The organism is Nostoc sp., from assembly GCF_036916575.1.
Classification (GTDB): domain Bacteria; phylum Cyanobacteriota; class Cyanobacteriia; order Cyanobacteriales; family Nostocaceae; genus Nostoc.
The window spans coordinates 14,622-30,820 of the sequence record NZ_JBALGC010000008.1 but is presented as its reverse complement, the minus strand read 5'-3'; the positions used below and the strand labels follow the sequence as shown (position 1 = coordinate 30,820).

Here is a 16,199-nt window from a genome sequence, read left to right as displayed (position 1 = left end):
AATCTTTGAAACACAAGGAAGCAAGTGTTTAATGATTAATCAGTGGGTATGTAAGCCAACGAAACTTGTTACCCACTGATACCACTTTTGAGAAATGGTAATTCCATGTTTACACGATCGCAACTTGAAATCAAAACTGTTCCAGAGTTACGTGACTTATGCCGTCGATACGGTATCAAGCCAACAGGAAACCCCGGATACAAAGTTTCCTATATCACATCTTTGCTGGTATTCCCCCAAATAGCATTACAGCAGCTAAGACAAGGAAAGGGATTAAAATCTCCCGGTTTGAGTGTTATCCAGTTTTTTGAGGGAGTGATAGATGAGATGAACTCACCCACTGATGAGCAAGCAGCACTGATCAAAATCACAATGGAAGGTCAAAAAATGAATTACCCAGATAGGTATGACCAAGAGAACCTGCTGAACTTACACAAAGCTAAAATTCACTTGGAAATAGCTATTGGATTACTCAGTCAGTAAAGCTAATTTTTAATCACTAACTTTTGACTCCCTTCATTTTAGAGGGGAGTTTTTTATGTATCATAGGAATTTGGGATAGTTCACTTCTACTAACTTCCCCATGATTGCGATCGCCTGGGTTGGGTGGTTGGTGCGATCGCAAATCCACAGTCTCCAAACGTCGAAAATCCCTAGTGTGACACTTGAGAGTGTAGGAACTAGAATATTCCATACAAAAACTCCGTTCACGAGTATCAAAGACTCGTTAATGGAGTTCAAAGACTCATTCACGAGTATCAAAGACTCGTTAATGGAGTTCAAAGACTCATTCACGAGTATCAAAGACTCCTCAGCGAATATTAAAGACTCATTCACGAGTCTTATTAATTACTGATTGTAAATATTCTCTGCATCCTTGTGTCCCCACCTCTGGTGCAATACGCTTAAAATAAACCTTTTTTCTTGCCCTCTGCCTCCCCTGCTCCCTGGTTACTGAGCGCAGTCGAAGTATGCTCTCACTCCCTGAGGAATAAAGCCATGACTCAAGCTTTACGCAAACTAGTTACATTCGATGAATTTGTTGCTGAATACCCAGACAACCCACAACGACGTTATGAACTGCATGATGGAGTAATTGTTGAGATTGCACAACCAACAGGCGACCATGAAGAGGTCGTTGGATTTTTAGCAAGAAAACTTATTGTTGAATTAGACCGATTAAATCTTCCCTATCTCATCCCAAAAACAGTATTCGTTAAACCACTCGAAAACGAATTAGCTTATTCACCAGATGTCCTCATACTAAATCAGCCTAATTTAGTAAACGAACCTCTATGGAAAAAAGTATCTACTGTAAGCCTTGCCGCATCTATTCCTTTAGTGGTGGAAGTAGTGAGTACTAATTGGCGTGATGATTACCACAAAAAATACGCTGACTATGAACAAATGGGAATTCCTGAATACTGGATTGTGGACTATGCGGCATTGGGCGGTAGGGAATTCATTGGCAAGCCAAAACAACCTACTATTTTGGTTTGCTGTTTGAAAGAAGGTGAGTATCTAATTAATAAATTTCGAGGTAATGACCGTATCCAATCACCAACATTAACAGAGTTGAATTTAACCGCAGAACAAATTTTTTGCGCTGGTGTGGTCAACTAAATTCACGGTATCTATTAAAATTACAGCAGGAGTCAGAAGTTAGAAAGGAAGCCACGCGCAACTGTTCACGCCGACCTACTTAAAATTATGTCTAATGACGCAATTGTTCAATCTGAATTATTGGATCACAAAGCTGATAACGAGCAAAACCTCTACCAAATTCTCACTGTACAGGAATTAAGTCTTGTAAACGAACGCTCCAACAGTAAAGCACTAGTTCAACTGGCTTTTCATCTCACTGTTATGGGTTGTAGTGGCTATTTATGGGGAACAAATTTTGGCAATTGGTCGGTGGCTATACCAGCACTGGTAATCTACGGCTTCAGTCTGGCTTCGATGTTTGCACCGATGCATGAATGCGTTCACAGAACGGCTTTTGCTAACAATCGTTTGAATGATGCTGTAGCTTGGTGTTGCGGCTTGCTCTCATTTTACAACAGCACGTTTTTTCGTCGTTATCATAAGTGGCATCATCGCTATACTCGCGTTCCTGACAAAGATCCAGAACTGACCGATCTCAAGCCGAGCAACCTGGGCAAATACTTGTTGATAATTAGCGGTTTACTGTGGTGGTGGGGTAAAATACGTGGGCATTTTCAGGTTGCAACTGGTCAATTTGACGATTTTCCATTTGTATCAGAAGCAGCACGAGCCGAAGTTATTCGCTCTACACGTTGGCAATTAGGTATTTATGCAGGTGCGATCGCTCTTTCAATTGCAGTTGGTCAGCCTTGGTTTTTCCTCTATTGGCTGCTACCACTGTTTGTCGGTCAGCCGATTCTCCGGTTTATTCTGTTAGCAGAACATACAGGTTGCACTCTTGACGCCAATCTGCTTACGAATACACGCACAACCCTGACTCTCTGGCCTGTACGATTTTTCATGTGGAATATGCCATTTCATGCAGAGCATCATTTGTACGCATCAATTCCGTTCCACGCCCTACCAAAAGCACATCAGCAGTTGAGCAAACACTTTACCCATATTGAACCTGGCTATCTGAAAGTCAACTGGGATATTGTGGCTAAATAGGGGTAATTGGTAGGATGACAATAAGTCTATTTGATTTTTGTTTGCTCTAGGCTCGACCTTAATGCACCTTTATCAGATGATCATGAAGAATGATTAAGAAAAACGAGTATAGACAAACGTGATAAAAATGCTATCTGAAAACTTGATTGGAATTGAAGCAAGATTACAAATTAATTGGGTTTGGCTAAATGCCAGCTTACAGTTTGCTAGTTGGGGACTTTTTTCACTTTTACTCGCTGAGGTCTTGAGAGACAGCTACCATGTTTTGTGTCACCAAGTCAATTGGCTTGCTAAATGGCACAACAAGCACCACATGGCCTATCGCCGGGATTTATCGATAGTTTCCCTGAAAGTTTACCAAGAATCCCAGCTCTATCACGACATTTTAGAGTCGAGTCTACTGCTGATAGTATTGGTAGTCATTGCCTTAATTGTCCAGCAAATGGGGTTATGGCTGGGAGTAGCTTATGCTTGCACCTTCTTATATGGGGCGTCTGTGCGATATTTTCAGGGAAAAATTGATACAGACTATAACCACCTACCCGGCCCTTTAGAGACAATTCCATCCATTTGGTGGGTGAATCGCTCTTACCATTGGCGGCATCATTTTGATGATGTCAACGCTTACTACAGTGGTGTCTTTCCCCTAGTGGATAAAATTCTTGGTACAGGACTGTCTCTCAAGGGTAAAACCGTCGCTTTAACCGGAGCATCAGGAGCGCTGGGGCAAGCATTAACGGCTGAACTTTTAAAGAATAATGCTAAAGTCGTCGCATTAACCACTAATCCAGAAAAATTAGTAGGGCAAGTTGGGGTAAAGGTGGTTCCCTGGCAGTTGGGTAATGAAGCCGAACTGAGGGATAGTTTAGAGAAAGTAGATATTTTGATTATCAACCACGGAATCAATGTCTACGCCAGCCGCACATCGGAGGCTATCAACTCTTCTTATGAAGTGAATACCTTTTCAGCATTGCGGTTGATGGATATATTTTTGACAACTGTAACAGGGCCACAAGCAAAAGCAACTAAGGAAATTTGGGTAAACACTTCTGAGGCCGAGGTGTCTCCAGCGCTGAGTCCGCTTTATGAACTCAGCAAAAGAGCGTTAGGAGATATTGTTACCCTCAAACGTTTGGACGAGGATTGTGTAATTCGCAAGTTAATTCTTGGCCCGTTTAAGAGTCAACTGAATCCTTATGGAGTGATGTCTGCACAACAAGTTGCTCGTGCGATCTTATTTTTGGCACGGCGAGACTTCCGCAATATTATTGTGACTATAAATCCTCTCACCTATCTGCTGTTTCCCTTAAAGGAAACTAGTACGTGGCTATACTATCGAGTCTTCAGCCGAACAGCGAAAAGTGAACACGACTTACACAAACAATAGCCGAAAAAAAAGATTTTCTTCTTAGGGGCAATTCATGAATTGCCCCTGAGCGCGTATAGTATTTATTGCGTAGGCGTAGCCCGCCGCAGGCATCGCTCCAAGTGAGTGCTGATTATTTAATGTTGAAAAAAGCCTATGCTTATGCACTTTTAAAATGGAAAGGCTATTCTATTCCAGATTTTGAGCAATTATTACCCTAATATAAAACACTGACCGAGTAGGAACGAATTACCGCATCTACAGTTACAATTGTTAAATTATGTTGTAAAGCTTGACAAATTAACATTCTATCAAAAGGAGCACGATGTAATAATGGTAAATTCAAGAGTTGAGCAACACTTTCTTCATCTAGGTTAAGACTACTGATTAGATGCTGCTAACGCTGTTTGGGAAGGTAGATTTCAGATGATTCTGGTAATGGTAATTTACCTAATTGATATTTAACAGTTGCTTCCCAAACTGAAACGCAACTTAAATATACATCGTTATTTAAATCACGAATGCTATTTTGTAAATGAATTGGTAATTTTTGACCACCATTAATAAACCATAAGAAAATATGAGTATCTAATAATAGTTTCATCTACCCTCAAAACTATTCAAAATCTCTTCAGGTAAGGGACTATCAAAATCATCTGGAACAATGAACTCTCCAGCACATAAGCCATAAGGTCTGATTTGTTGAAAAGTGGCTGAAACTGGTTTAATTTCTGCAATAGGTTTACCTGCTTGCGTGATAATAATACTTTCTCCTGCTGCTACTTGGTGAAGATAGGTAGTTAGATTTTGCTGGATTTCATCAATTGTTACGGTTAATATGAGATGTGTATGTAGGAATATTTTTAGTATATCAAGTTGATGGGAACGCTATCATAATTATAAAATTTAGGCTTAATTAAGTGACTGCAAATTCAGTATACTGTCTGATATCAGCTGGCCTAGAGTTAAAAAAGAAATTTAAACTAGCTGAAGCTGGGAATAATGCTTGTGGACGTAAACCAATTAAAGAGTATCACCCAAAAATCAGAAATGAAGATGCTACGTATTATGTTGGTAAAAGTCATAGTCTGACGCAATACTTCAAATATTTACCAGAGTTAGTCAAAAATGGTTTATGGACTATGTGAAAATGCCAGCTTGGTTCAAATACAAGTAACTTTAATTTATGTTCAGCAATAACTTATTGAAGAAACTGGATCAGAAAAAATTCCCGGTACACTTCAGAAGGAACTGCTAGATATAAAAGGCGATCGGGTTGTTTTCTTCTCAAGGCGGAGCCACCCTCGACAAACTCAACGGCTTTCGCCTTTAAGTTATCCAGCTTGTTACTATCAGAACGTACAAGTCCTCATATTTGCATTTCGCCTTTGTTCAGAATCGTGTTGGCGATCTTGGTGCATAATTCGCCGCTGATGCCAGCAATCAGCACTGTTGGGTTTGCCATATTTTTTGGCTCCCTTAATAACAAATGAGGGGTGTTTGGTTCAGATAGCGATCGCTGGTGAGTTGCTGTAGGACAAAAGCCGCCACATCCGCCCGCGAAATTTTTCCTGCCGTAACCCCCGTTAAGTCAGTCAGAACTCGGTAATTCCCTTTTGCAGGGTCATTGGTTAATATTCCTGGACGAACGATCACCCAATCCAGATTGCTCTGACGAATCTCGGCTTCCTGACGATCTTTGTCGTCGTAGATTCGCTTCAATATCAGCGGTAGAATCAGCTTGTCATAGAGCAAGCCGCCGTGACCTTTACTATCGCCTGCTCCAAGTCCGGTGATACAAATTAATCGCTTGACGCTGTGACGCTTCATTGCCTGAAGCAACTTTTTTGTGCCTTCCGAAAACAGTGTCACGGATTCAAGACTGATTTTTTTAGTGCCTAATGAGCTAATGACTGCATCTTGCTGCTGCACCGCATCTAGCGAGGCGGGGTCAAGGATATCCCCCTTCACAATTTGAAGGGAGTTGTGCTGCATTTCAAACTTGTCGGGATTACGAACTAACGCAGTTACTTCGTGTCCTTGGGCTAAACCTTGCTCGACAATCTGCTGTCCCGTCGGTCCCGTTGCCCCAATGACTAAGATTCTCATCTCTGTTTCTCACTTACAAGACTCACAACATTTATCCCACATTCCGCACCCTCAACTGTCACACAGCCAAAATATAGTACAGAGGAACTAAACAAAGAACAGCAAGCAGAGGCTTAATGATCAGAAATAGCATTGAGTCCAGCAACTGTTCATTAGCGCTCTTTTATTACTCTGAAAAAATAAAATATTTGTCAAAGGTTTCTGATTTTTATCTCGTGAAAGTTATAGAAGAGCGTTAGAAGGACTTTTGTGGTGAAATTGGATTCAAGCCAAAATAAGAAAATGTAAAAAGGGCAATGAAAATTAATTTATTTAAGAAATAGAGATGAGAGAATTGAAGCAGAATTTGTGCAGAATCATGTTGAAATGTTGAGTAAACAAGAAATTGATATTCAGAACATAGACCATTTAGGCATAGTAGCAAAAATAGTAAATGCAATTGGATTGGTAGAAATAATTAATAATTTAATAGGTGAAGAAAAAGGAGAAAAAATTAACCCTGGTCATGTTGTTAAAGTCATGATTTTGAATGGATTAAGATTTATCTCTAAGCCGCTATGTATAACTACTACAAAATGAAGTACAGAATGTTGGTTGTATCTCGTATTGCATTTAACCTGCGGGTTTGCAGTATGCACGAAACACAAAAAAAGGGATAAGCCCAAAAGCCTATCCCCAAAAAAATCAATTAATCAATCATCAAGTTCCAGTAGTCCAAGAATTGATGTACTCAATTTGATCTGGTGTTAGGCTATCAATCTTAATTCCAATCGCCTCCAACTTGAGTCGAGCGATTTCTTTATCCACATCAACGGGAATTGAGTGCAAGCCAGGTTCTAACTTACCTTTATTCTTCACTAGGTATTCAACAGCTAAAGCTTGGTTGGCAAAGCTCATATCCATAACCGCGCTGGGGTGTCCTTCCGCAGCAGCCAGGTTAATCAAACGTCCTTGTCCGAGAACGACAACTGATTTACCACTTTGCAGTTTGTACTCTTCAGTGAAGGGACGCACTTCCTTGATTTCCTTAGCTTGAGAAGCTAAGTATTTCAAGTCAAGTTCAATATCAAAGTGACCGGAGTTACAAACGATCGCACCGTCTTTCATCACATCGAAATGCTCGGCGCGAATTACGTGCTTGTTACCAGTAACTGTGACAAACAAGTCGCCAACTTTAGCAGCTTCTGCCATTGGTAAGACGCGGAAACCATCCATCACGGCTTCAATTGCCTTGATCGGGTCAATTTCGGTAACAATCACGTTACCACCCAGACCACGGGCGCGGAGGGCTGTACCTTTACCACACCAGCCGTAACCAACTACGACAATGTTTTTACCAGCCAGCAGCATATTTGTGGCGCGGATAATGCCATCTAGGGTCGATTGCCCAGTACCATAGCGGTTATCAAAGAAGTGCTTGGTATCAGCATCGTTGACATTTACTGCGGGGAAGGTGAGAACGCCATCTTTGAACATAGCCCGGAGGCGGACAATTCCTGTTGTCGTTTCTTCAGTAGTGCCAATCAAATCAGCAATTTGGTGTTGGCGCTCTTGGACCAATGTCGCAACCACATCGCTACCGTCATCAATGATGATGTTGGGGCGGTGATCAAGAGCGATTTGGACGTGGCGGCTATAAGTTGCGTTATCTTCGCCTTTTTGAGCAAAGACGGGAATTTCATGATCGGCGACGAGGCTAGCTGCTACGTCATCTTGCGTTGATAAAGGATTGCTAGCAATTAAAAGCGCGTCTGCACCACCGGCTTTCAGAGCGATCGCCAAATGTGCTGTTTCGGTTGTAATGTGGGCACAAGCCACAAGCTTTAGTCCTGCAAAGGGCTTTTCTTGGGCAAAGCGATCGCGGATTTGCCGCAATACTGGCATCTCGCGTCCAGCCCATTCTATGCGCTGTCTTCCCAAGGCAGCTAGGCCGAGGTCTTTAACCTCGTGCTTTAATCGGGGAGAAGTTGCGGTCATCAAAAGTTACCTCAAAAAATTAAAAAAGCTACGTAAAGTTTACGCACTCTACTAGGTTATTCTACTACTGGCAATTTTTGCTTGTAATTAGCAAACTACTAGTCAATAGTCTTCAAAACTAGCTTGACGTTTGATCAGCGGAATGTCAACTTCACCCCCAGCTTCTTCCTTTTTGTTTTATCTTTGGTAAGAGTAAGACTCTCTCTGTCTACATAATTATTATAAATATATTGTCATCTGTCTAAAGATAGATAATAGCAAAACACATCAAAATTTAATCATCTAAAGGGAAAACCTCAACTTTAGATAGGTACATTTACAGAAAGTAATTGCGGAGGATGGCTATAGAAGTAGTCAATAGTAGATTTTACTTAAGGAGGTGTTTGAGTGCGCTTTCAATTTTTGGCGATCGCTAGTTCAATGGCTATAGCCGTTGTATCTGTGCCAAAAGCCACAGCCCAGATTCCTTTTTTACCGCAGCTGCAAGCTCCCAGCAGTGTGAGTAATGATTCAGATAACAAAATTGTTTCAGGCTGGATTTATTTAGATGGTCGTCCGTTATTTCAGATAGCGGCATCAAAAACCAACTTTCCTGAGCGTTCACAAGACATCCAAAAGAAGTTGCAGAAAATTAGCCAAAATTACTTTCAGTCACCACCAAAAACAGCAGTCGAGGTAAAAGTGCGGAAAGTAAACGAATTACCAGTGGTTTATGTCAACGACCAATACCTGATGACCATCACTTTTGAGGATGCCCGACTGCGACAGGTAGATATGTCAACATCGGCAGATCAAATCGCCGACTCATTAAAAGAAGACTTGCAACAAGCAAAACAAGAAAGACAAACTCAATTTTTAATTGACCAAGGTAAAATTGCTGCGGCTACTGGACTGGCAATGATTATCATGAGTTGCGGGGTATATAGCTGGCAGAGGCGTTCCAGAAAGGATTCAGTACACTCCATTGCCTCCCAACCCCAAAGGGAACTGTTCAACCCTTTAACACCAGCAACTCAACCAATTACAACACAATTAAATCAACGGCAACAGCACCATGTCCAAGAAGCTAAGAAACGATTGTTTGAGCTAATTCAAGCCGGAATTTGGGGAGGTGGAAGTTTCTTTATCTTGGGTTTATTTCCCTACACGCGAGCATTTCAAGTAACGATTCTCACCGCTGCCCAATTCCCTTTACGATTAGGTGTTGTGCTACTGATAACTTATGTAGCTATTCGTCTCAGCTATGCTCTGATTGACCGCTTTGCATCCACTCTAATCAGCAGTGGTGCTTTCCTAACCCCAGAAAGTTCTGAACGGCTGCAACTGCGAGTTTCCACATTTTCTGGCGTAACTAAAAGCATCGCTACTATTATCTGCATAGGAGTAGGCTTCTTGCTAGCGCTGGTGTCATTAGGGATAGATATTGTTCCCTTGCTAGCGGGTGCCAGTTTAGTTGGTGTTGCGGTGTCTTTAGCTTCGCAAAACTTAATTAAAGATGCAATTAACGGTTTCTTGATCATTATAGAAGACCAGTACGCTTTAGGGGATGTAATTTCTGTGGGAGACGTGGGAGGCTTAGTAGAAAATCTGAATCTGCGGATAACCCAACTGCGGGATTCGGAAGGGCGCTTGATCACGATTCCCAATAGTGAAATTAAAGTTGTTGCCAATCTTTCTAGTCGTTGGTCACGAGCCGATTTAACAATCCCGATCGCCTACCAAGCCGATACAGAAGAGGCTTTGAAGTTGATTGAAACTGTTGGTTCCCAGATGAATCAAGAAATGCAATGGCAGTCTCAAATTTTGGAACCGCCGCAAGTTTTGGGAATAGATCAATTTGGCGATCGCGGTTTGATTATTCGTGTATGGATTAAAACACAACCTCTCAAACAATGGGATGTAGCACGGGAGTTTCGCCGCCGCCTGAAAGTTGCCCTAGACGAAGCTGAAATTTCTATTTCTGTGCCTCAACAAGCAATTTGGGTCAATGATGATCAGTTGTTAAATTTTCACGGGAATGGCAAAGCTAATTAATAATTTTAATTTGTTAATCTGCCACTTATAAATGTACGTGGGTTACGGCAAGTCGTGATCCACCTTTCGAGATTAACATTAGACCTCTTGCAAAAGTTGGTCACTGAACAGGAAAAGGGGCAGTTCTTGCAGGGGGCAGGGGAGAAAACCCCATACATAAATGTATTTGCTCTGAAACAAGAACCGGAGGCGTAGCGGCTCCGGCTCCGCGCATTATTTCTCTGTTGCGTTTGCCCGCAGTAGGATACCTCTACCCTTATGGGGAAGCAAGCTACGCGTAGCGTCTCCTGTCTTGAGAAGGGCTGTAGGGCAAACGCGCTTTGCGTCTCGAAATAAATATTTTTACTTTGAGCAGAAATAAATAATAGTGCTTTAAACTCTTGTGGCAGGGTAATTTAAATATCTTTCCCCCTGCCCCTACCTCTTTGGTCAGCAAGATTGGGTTTGGGGGAGATAAAGCTCGTATTGTAGAGAGCAGCAATCAGATTAAACCTCACTCCCGATCTGTTAAAGGCGATTTATATAAGTAAAAGACAAAATTTTAAACAGCTTAAACTTCCGATTTATATGCTCCCTTAAAACTCTGATTCTGGCTATAACTCCTAACTAGAAAAATTCCGTAGTAGTGCAGCTAAAACTGTCCGAAATGTTGTAAAATCTCCTTAAGAAAATTTTCATGTTAACCGATGATGGTAACATAATCATAAACATAACCGTACAATCCTTGGAATGTAATATATGAGTATTTTACGCTCACGCTATTTTCACTACCTCCTGATGTTTCTCATCACCCTCTCTTTTTTAATCGCTCAAAATTTAGCATTTGCCCAGCAACTACCGTTGTTTGATGGTGATTTTGAACAAGGCTTAGGTAGCCTGTTGCGGCTTGAATCTTGTTGTTCTTATTCATTCACTAGAGTACCGATGATTGCTCGACATGGGCGTTATGGAGCACGATTTGAGTTGAGAAGAAGCGATCCTATTGTAGAAACCAGTAAGAGAGCCGAAGTAAGAACAGCTTTTCCTTTTGTTCAAGAGATGTGGTTTAATATTAATTATTTGTTTCCAGAAACTTACACACCTGATCGGTCTGCTGAAATTGTCGCCCAGTGGCATGATATTCATGATCAAGGGGAGCCTGGGCAAAAGCCATCGCTTTCTTTATGGGTTTTAAATAACAGACTTAACCTGACAAATCGATGGCAGTTTAAAAAAATTGGTGATGATAAGTTTGATGGTGAATTAAATTATGATTTAGGAAGTATCAAGCTTAATAGTTGGACAAATATTGTTGTTCATGTTCGATGGGCACTTGATAGTAACGGATTAATTGAGTTATGGCAGGATGGTGTTCAGAAGATTAAAAAAATAGGTCCTAATCGCTATAATGATGATCGCTATCCTTATTTCAAATTTGGAATTTATAAATATGATTGGAAAATCAAACCTGAAGCTTCAACGCTAAATACTCGAGAACTTTATATTGATGATGTTCGAATTGGTTCAAATAACTCAAGTTATGCCCAGATAAGTACCTTGACGAATCCCCTCCCTAAATAATATATTCACTTCAACAATAAATCCGTTTGAGGTAATAACAGGAGGGACGTGGACTCGACGTTTAGAACATTATAATCTTGTCTCGCCTGTACATTAAACGGATTACTGACTGCTAACCTTGCTATTGATAAAAAAACTATTCCTACTAATTTCAATTTAAAGATAAATGTACAAGTTAACTTCACTAATAGTGTAAGAGATTATTCAATAGTGTAGGATTTAGTAGTTCTACAAGTAGTGTGTTATTTGATAATTTATTTGTATATAAGCTTCCGTAATAAAATTCGCTTATTGGGCTGGAATAGTTGCTTTCAAATTTGCTATTCATGAACTTACTTTTTTAGGGCAAGTATTTAAAGATTTATTACCTCAGTTACAACTCAATTGGCAACAAAGACTCAGGCGACTATTGCCAGATACGTGAAATTTGGACTCTGTAATTTTGAATGCATCTGGATAGCTAAGGGATCAATGGGGAATCCGGCACTTGTACTGAGCATCTCGGCTTCGCTTGATGGAGCCGCAGCCGAAGTAACGTTGCCGTAAAGCCTGCGGCATAGCTACGCTTAGGGTGCAGCCCAAGGTAGAGAAGTATGGGGCATGGGGAAGAAGTTATCAATGCTCTATTCCCGAAGCCTGTCACCCGAAGCGACGGGGCGACTATCCCGAGACACCCGCGATTCGATTGAGTTTCCCGTCGCTTTCAATGAAAACTGCTGTAAAAGTCCCCATTGCCCCTTATCTTCAGAGAGCGTTACGTGTTCCCCAATCTCCAATTTGCGTGATCGCCTACACTAAACCTTAATAAATTCTTATATTAATAAAAAGCTACTACCTGACTAACCTGTCTTGAACTTTTTACTGATTTATGTTTGTCAATACCTTCATTAGACGTCCAGTCCTGACGACGGTCTGTACGTTCATCATTTTGCTGCTGGGAAGCATCTGTATTCCGATCCTGCCAATTTCTCAGCTACCAGACCTCGCCCCGGTGCAAATCACGGTTAGCTCCAACAATATTGGTGCGGATGCTCAAACAACAGAAAGTACTGTCACAAACATTATTGAGCGACAAATTAATGGTGTTAAAGATGTATCTTATATATCTTCTAATACGGGTAATGATGGTTCCAGCAATATAACTGTCTCTTTCCCAACTGATGTCAATAGCGATATTGCTCAAGTAAACGTTCAAAATAAAGAAGGACTTGCTGACCCTCAATTGCCAGATACTGTTCAACGAACAGGTGTCACCGTTGAAACGGCATCAAGCAGTCTCCTTCTCGTTTATGGGTTTTACTCAGAGAATAATGAGTATGACAACATTTTTATCAGCAACTATGTCGATCTGTATATTCTTGATCAGATCAAACGGCTTCCTGGTGTAGGAAAAGCGACGATTTTTGGAGAGCGCAAATATGCCATGCGTCTTTGGCTTGATCCTAACAAGCTTGCCCAACATCAACTAACTCCTCAAGATGTGACAACTGCCCTGCAAGAACAAAATATTCAGGTAGGTGCAGGGGCAATTGGTAAGGAACCAGCACCAGATAATCAAAGCTTTGAATTTGCTTTACGGGCAACCAGTCGATTTAAAGATGCGGCTGAATTTGAGGATATGGTGCTGAAGGTAAGTCAAGGTGGCACTAATAGCACTACTAATAGTACCAGCACCACTAATAGTATCAGTAATAGCACCCGCAATAGCACCCTAGTTAAGCTCAGAGATATCGGTCGAGTTGAACTAGGAGCAGAAAGCTATTTCGCTGATGCCAAATTCACCATCCCAGGAAATGCTCCCAAGCCAGCAGTGGGTTTGGGGATATATCAACTTCCTGGTAGTAATGCTCTGGACGTTGCCCATGCAGTTGAAAACCAGATCGAAATACTAAAGAAGAGTTTTCCACCTGGACTAAAAGGACAGGTGGCATTTGATACCACTCCATTTGTAGAAATTTCTTTAGAAGAAGTTATACATACTCTGGTTGAAGCGATTATCCTGGTGGTCTTGGTAATTTTTGTCTTTTTACAAGACTGGCGTACCACAATCATTCCCACTGTGGCGATCCCTGTTTCCCTGGTTGGGACGTGCGCAGCTCTGTTGGTTTTAGGATTTCAGATTAATACACTGACCTTGTTTGGTTTTGTCCTGGCCATCGGTCTTGTTGTCGATGATGCCATTATTGTCGTGGAGGCAGTTGCAGTCAAACTGGAGCAGGGCTTGAGGCCCTTGGAGGCTGCGATGGAAGCCATGAAAGAGTTAACTGGGGCAATCATTGCCACTTCACTTGTACTTATGGCGGTATTCATTCCAGTTACATTCATTCCGGGCACAACTGGGATTGTTTACAAACAATTTGGGTTAACCGTTGCTTGCTCTATTGCCATTTCGACCTTCAATGCTTTAACTTTCTCTCCAAGTATGGCAGCCATTCTCATGCGCCCTGCTCAGACTCCACAGGGCCCTTTGGGGTGGTTTTTTACGCAGTTTAATCGGGGATTTAGCTGGTTTACGCGCCGCTATGTCGGGTTTGTTAGCTACCTTACCCATATCAAGCCGATTGTAATTGGGGTTTTCATCACTGGTTTATTAGCAACGGCTTTGATGTACAAAGCAGTGCCTACTGGGTTTATTCCAGAGGAAGATCAGGGTTACTTCTTTGTAGTTGTCCAAGGGCCTGATGGGGTTTCTTTGAAATACACCGAATCTGTGATGGATCGGGTTGTTAAAGAAGTAACATCGCTTCCTGAAGTTCAAGCTAGTTTTATGATCAGTGGCTTTGGTTTTGATGGCAATGCTTCTAATTTAGGCATTGCCTTTGCTAACCTGAAATCCTGGAAAGATAGACCTAAAGAATCTGAGTCTGTCTATGGAATACTTCAGAGGATAAACAAAAAGCTCTCTGCAATTACAGATGCTAGAGCGATCGCTGTGAATGCTCCTCCAGTTAGAGGGTTAAGTACTACAGGTGGTTTTGAGTTTATCATTCAAGACAAAACCGGAAGTGCGCCGATTCAAACCTTGGTTGACACTGCTCAAAAGTTCATTGAGGCGGCCAATAAAAACCCTGCTCTTCAAGGAGTCTTCACTCAGTTCACCGCAGACACTCCTCAGTTTGACATCCAAGTGAACCGCAACCAAGCCAAAGCTCTCGGCGTTGAACTCAACGACATCTTTGGAGCGTTGCAAAGTTACTTGGGGTCGCAATATGTGAATGACTTTGTGCAGGGACAGCGACAGTATCGAGTGTATGTTCAAGCAGATGGGGTTTTCCGCTCTAATCCAGATGATATTGGCAAGCTGTATGTTCGCTCTGCAAGTGGGGCGATGATTCCATTGAGCAATCTGGTGAAAGTTACTCCCTTTGTAGGGCCAAAAACCATCGCCCATTACAACTTGTACAGGTCAATCAAAGTCCAAGGCGCTCCGGCTCCCGGTGCTAGTTCTGGACAGGCGATTAAAGCGATGGAGCAACTAGCAGCAGAGGTCTTACCTGAAGGGTTTGGTTATGAGTGGACAGGGACTTATCTCCAGGAAAAGACATCTGGGGGATCTACGGGCTTGATTTTTGCCTTCGCCTTCATTATTGTCTTTCTGGTGCTGTCAGCTCAGTATGAAAGCTACATTGACCCGCTGATTATTTTGCTGACAGTTCCCTTAGCAGTCTTGGGAGCGATGACGGCGATTTGGCTACGTTCCAATATTTTCATGGCAAGTAGCCTTTTCCCCAAAGTAGTGGATGATATCTATTGCCAGGTAGGTCTGGTGACTTTAATTGGTTTAGCCGCCAAGAACGCGATTTTGGTTGTGGAATTTGCCAATCACCTGCATGAGCAGGGCATGAGCTACACGCGGGCGGCGGTGAAAGCGGGACAAGAACGTCTGCGACCGATCTTAATGACTTCCTTTGCAGCCCTGTTAGGATTTTTGCCCTTGGTGATCTCTCAAGGGGCTGGAGCCAGCAGCCGTTGGTCTTTAGGAACAGCGCTCTTTGGGGGGCTGATGCTTTCGACGTTCTTGAGTTTGTTCTTAGTACCAATTCTGTACATTTTAGTCAAGACTTTGGCTGAGGCTATATTTTCTCGGAAGCGATCAGGAGGTTCAAAGCCTCCAGATTCTCCTAATGGAGCTTCGGCATCTGAACATCGGGCTTTACCTGCTGACTCAAGTCAGCCAGAGACACAACTTAGGTCTCAACAGGATGGGATAAGCTAATTTTTGCCGTTAAGTTTTTATTTCGGCTCTGCCGCAAGTCAAAGGGCTGCCGCCTCCTATCAAGTTAAGAGGCGGCAGCCCTTTTATTAAGCATTCCTAGTCAAAGACTCTTAACGAAATAACTTTAGGGGCTAAACGGCACTCTTAACCCACATTCTGCAAGTGCGATGGCGTACCCGCCCTTCCCGGTGGCGATCGGACTTTATTAAGCGACAAGTCTAATGACCAACCCAATACGCTTGGGTTAAGGAAATTTATCTGTTTAGGCAGGCTGTTCTTGAG

Annotated in this window: 16 protein-coding genes and 1 pseudogene; 10 read left to right on the top strand and 7 right to left on the bottom strand. The window is 42.1% G+C overall.

Annotation, left to right across the window (positions count from 1 at the left end; translation table 11 throughout):
• Positions 1 to 105 precede the first annotated feature (105 nt).
• Positions 106 to 483 (top strand): hypothetical protein, encoded by a 378-nt coding sequence (locus V7L29_RS03405; RefSeq protein WP_334689085.1) that lies wholly within the window; start codon positions 106 to 108, stop codon positions 481 to 483.
• A gap of 16 nt (positions 484 to 499) precedes the next feature.
• On the opposite strand, the gene V7L29_RS03400 is transcribed toward V7L29_RS03405, so the two are convergent.
• Positions 500 to 694: a hypothetical protein gene (locus V7L29_RS03400; RefSeq protein ID WP_334689084.1), complete on the bottom strand. Its 195-nt coding sequence runs from the start codon at positions 692 to 694 to the stop codon at positions 500 to 502.
• Between the two features lie 305 nt (positions 695 to 999).
• On the opposite strand from V7L29_RS03400, the gene V7L29_RS03395 reads away from it, so the two are divergent.
• The 3 genes from V7L29_RS03395 to V7L29_RS03385 all read left to right on the top strand — a co-directional run bounded on the left by V7L29_RS03395 (position 1,000) and on the right by V7L29_RS03385 (position 4,042).
• Positions 1,000 to 1,623 (top strand): Uma2 family endonuclease, encoded by a 624-nt coding sequence (locus tag V7L29_RS03395; RefSeq protein ID WP_334734529.1) that lies wholly within the window; start codon positions 1,000 to 1,002, stop codon positions 1,621 to 1,623.
• 87 nt (positions 1,624 to 1,710) lie between these two features.
• Positions 1,711 to 2,655, top strand: coding sequence for a fatty acid desaturase family protein (locus V7L29_RS03390; RefSeq protein WP_334734528.1), 945 nt, complete (start codon positions 1,711 to 1,713; stop codon positions 2,653 to 2,655).
• A 127-nt stretch (positions 2,656 to 2,782) separates the two neighbouring features.
• Entirely contained in the window at positions 2,783 to 4,042 is a 1,260-nt protein-coding gene (locus tag V7L29_RS03385; protein WP_334734527.1) for a bifunctional sterol desaturase/short chain dehydrogenase, read from the top strand.
• A 196-nt stretch (positions 4,043 to 4,238) separates the two neighbouring features.
• Here the strand turns inward: V7L29_RS03385 and V7L29_RS03380 are convergent, their stop codons facing one another.
• From V7L29_RS03380 to V7L29_RS03370, 3 genes are read right to left on the bottom strand one after another with little or no spacing between them, the layout of a single operon-like run.
• Positions 4,239 to 4,409 carry a PIN domain-containing protein gene (locus tag V7L29_RS03380; protein ID WP_334734540.1) on the bottom strand — a complete coding sequence of 57 codons (171 nt, stop codon included), beginning with the start codon at positions 4,407 to 4,409 and terminating at the stop codon, positions 4,239 to 4,241.
• A 9-nt stretch (positions 4,410 to 4,418) separates the two neighbouring features.
• Positions 4,419 to 4,625, bottom strand: coding sequence for a type II toxin-antitoxin system VapC family toxin (locus V7L29_RS03375; protein ID WP_334734526.1), 207 nt, complete (start codon positions 4,623 to 4,625; stop codon positions 4,419 to 4,421).
• The gene (locus tag V7L29_RS03370) at positions 4,622 to 4,846 is read right to left on the bottom strand and encodes a type II toxin-antitoxin system Phd/YefM family antitoxin (protein ID WP_334734539.1); all 225 of its coding nucleotides are present in this window, start codon (positions 4,844 to 4,846) and stop codon (positions 4,622 to 4,624) included. The genes V7L29_RS03375 and V7L29_RS03370 overlap by 4 nt, the downstream gene beginning before the upstream one ends.
• Before the next feature lie 95 nt (positions 4,847 to 4,941).
• On the opposite strand from V7L29_RS03370, the gene V7L29_RS03365 reads away from it, so the two are divergent.
• A complete protein-coding gene (locus tag V7L29_RS03365; RefSeq protein ID WP_334734525.1) occupies positions 4,942 to 5,169 on the top strand; it encodes a hypothetical protein in 228 nt (75 codons plus the stop codon).
• A 53-nt stretch (positions 5,170 to 5,222) separates the two neighbouring features.
• Here V7L29_RS03365 and V7L29_RS03360 read toward each other — a convergent pair whose 3' ends face one another.
• Positions 5,223 to 5,363: an element excision factor XisH family protein gene (locus V7L29_RS03360; protein WP_334689090.1), complete on the bottom strand. Its 141-nt coding sequence runs from the start codon at positions 5,361 to 5,363 to the stop codon at positions 5,223 to 5,225.
• A 137-nt stretch (positions 5,364 to 5,500) separates the two neighbouring features.
• Positions 5,501 to 6,130 (bottom strand): NAD(P)-dependent oxidoreductase, encoded by a 630-nt coding sequence (locus V7L29_RS03355; RefSeq protein WP_334689077.1) that lies wholly within the window; start codon positions 6,128 to 6,130, stop codon positions 5,501 to 5,503.
• 366 nt (positions 6,131 to 6,496) lie between these two features.
• On the opposite strand from V7L29_RS03355, the pseudogene V7L29_RS03350 reads away from it, so the two are divergent.
• A pseudogene (locus V7L29_RS03350) lies at positions 6,497 to 6,688 on the top strand (DUF4277 domain-containing protein); the annotation flags it as partial.
• Between the two features lie 141 nt (positions 6,689 to 6,829).
• Here the strand turns inward: V7L29_RS03350 and ahcY are convergent.
• Complete coding sequence (gene ahcY / locus V7L29_RS03345; RefSeq protein ID WP_334734523.1) at positions 6,830 to 8,107, bottom strand: adenosylhomocysteinase; 1,278 nt, start codon at positions 8,105 to 8,107, stop codon at positions 6,830 to 6,832.
• A 387-nt stretch (positions 8,108 to 8,494) separates the two neighbouring features.
• Between ahcY and V7L29_RS03340 the strand changes: the two genes are divergently transcribed.
• The 4 genes from V7L29_RS03340 to V7L29_RS03325 all read left to right on the top strand — a co-directional run bounded on the left by V7L29_RS03340 (position 8,495) and on the right by V7L29_RS03325 (position 15,917).
• On the top strand, positions 8,495 to 10,141 hold the full coding sequence (locus V7L29_RS03340; protein WP_334734522.1) for a mechanosensitive ion channel family protein: 1,647 nt from the start codon (positions 8,495 to 8,497) through the stop codon (positions 10,139 to 10,141).
• A 738-nt stretch (positions 10,142 to 10,879) separates the two neighbouring features.
• Complete coding sequence (locus tag V7L29_RS03335) at positions 10,880 to 11,701, top strand: polysaccharide lyase (protein WP_334689073.1); 822 nt, start codon at positions 10,880 to 10,882, stop codon at positions 11,699 to 11,701.
• Positions 11,702 to 12,272: 571 nt separating this feature from the next.
• Positions 12,273 to 12,506, top strand: a complete 234-nt coding sequence (locus tag V7L29_RS03330) for a hypothetical protein (RefSeq protein ID WP_334734521.1) — start codon at positions 12,273 to 12,275, stop codon at positions 12,504 to 12,506.
• Between the two features lie 63 nt (positions 12,507 to 12,569).
• Positions 12,570 to 15,917, top strand: a complete 3,348-nt coding sequence (locus tag V7L29_RS03325; protein WP_334693684.1) for an efflux RND transporter permease subunit — start codon at positions 12,570 to 12,572, stop codon at positions 15,915 to 15,917.
• Positions 15,918 to 16,199: the final 282 nt, after the last annotated feature.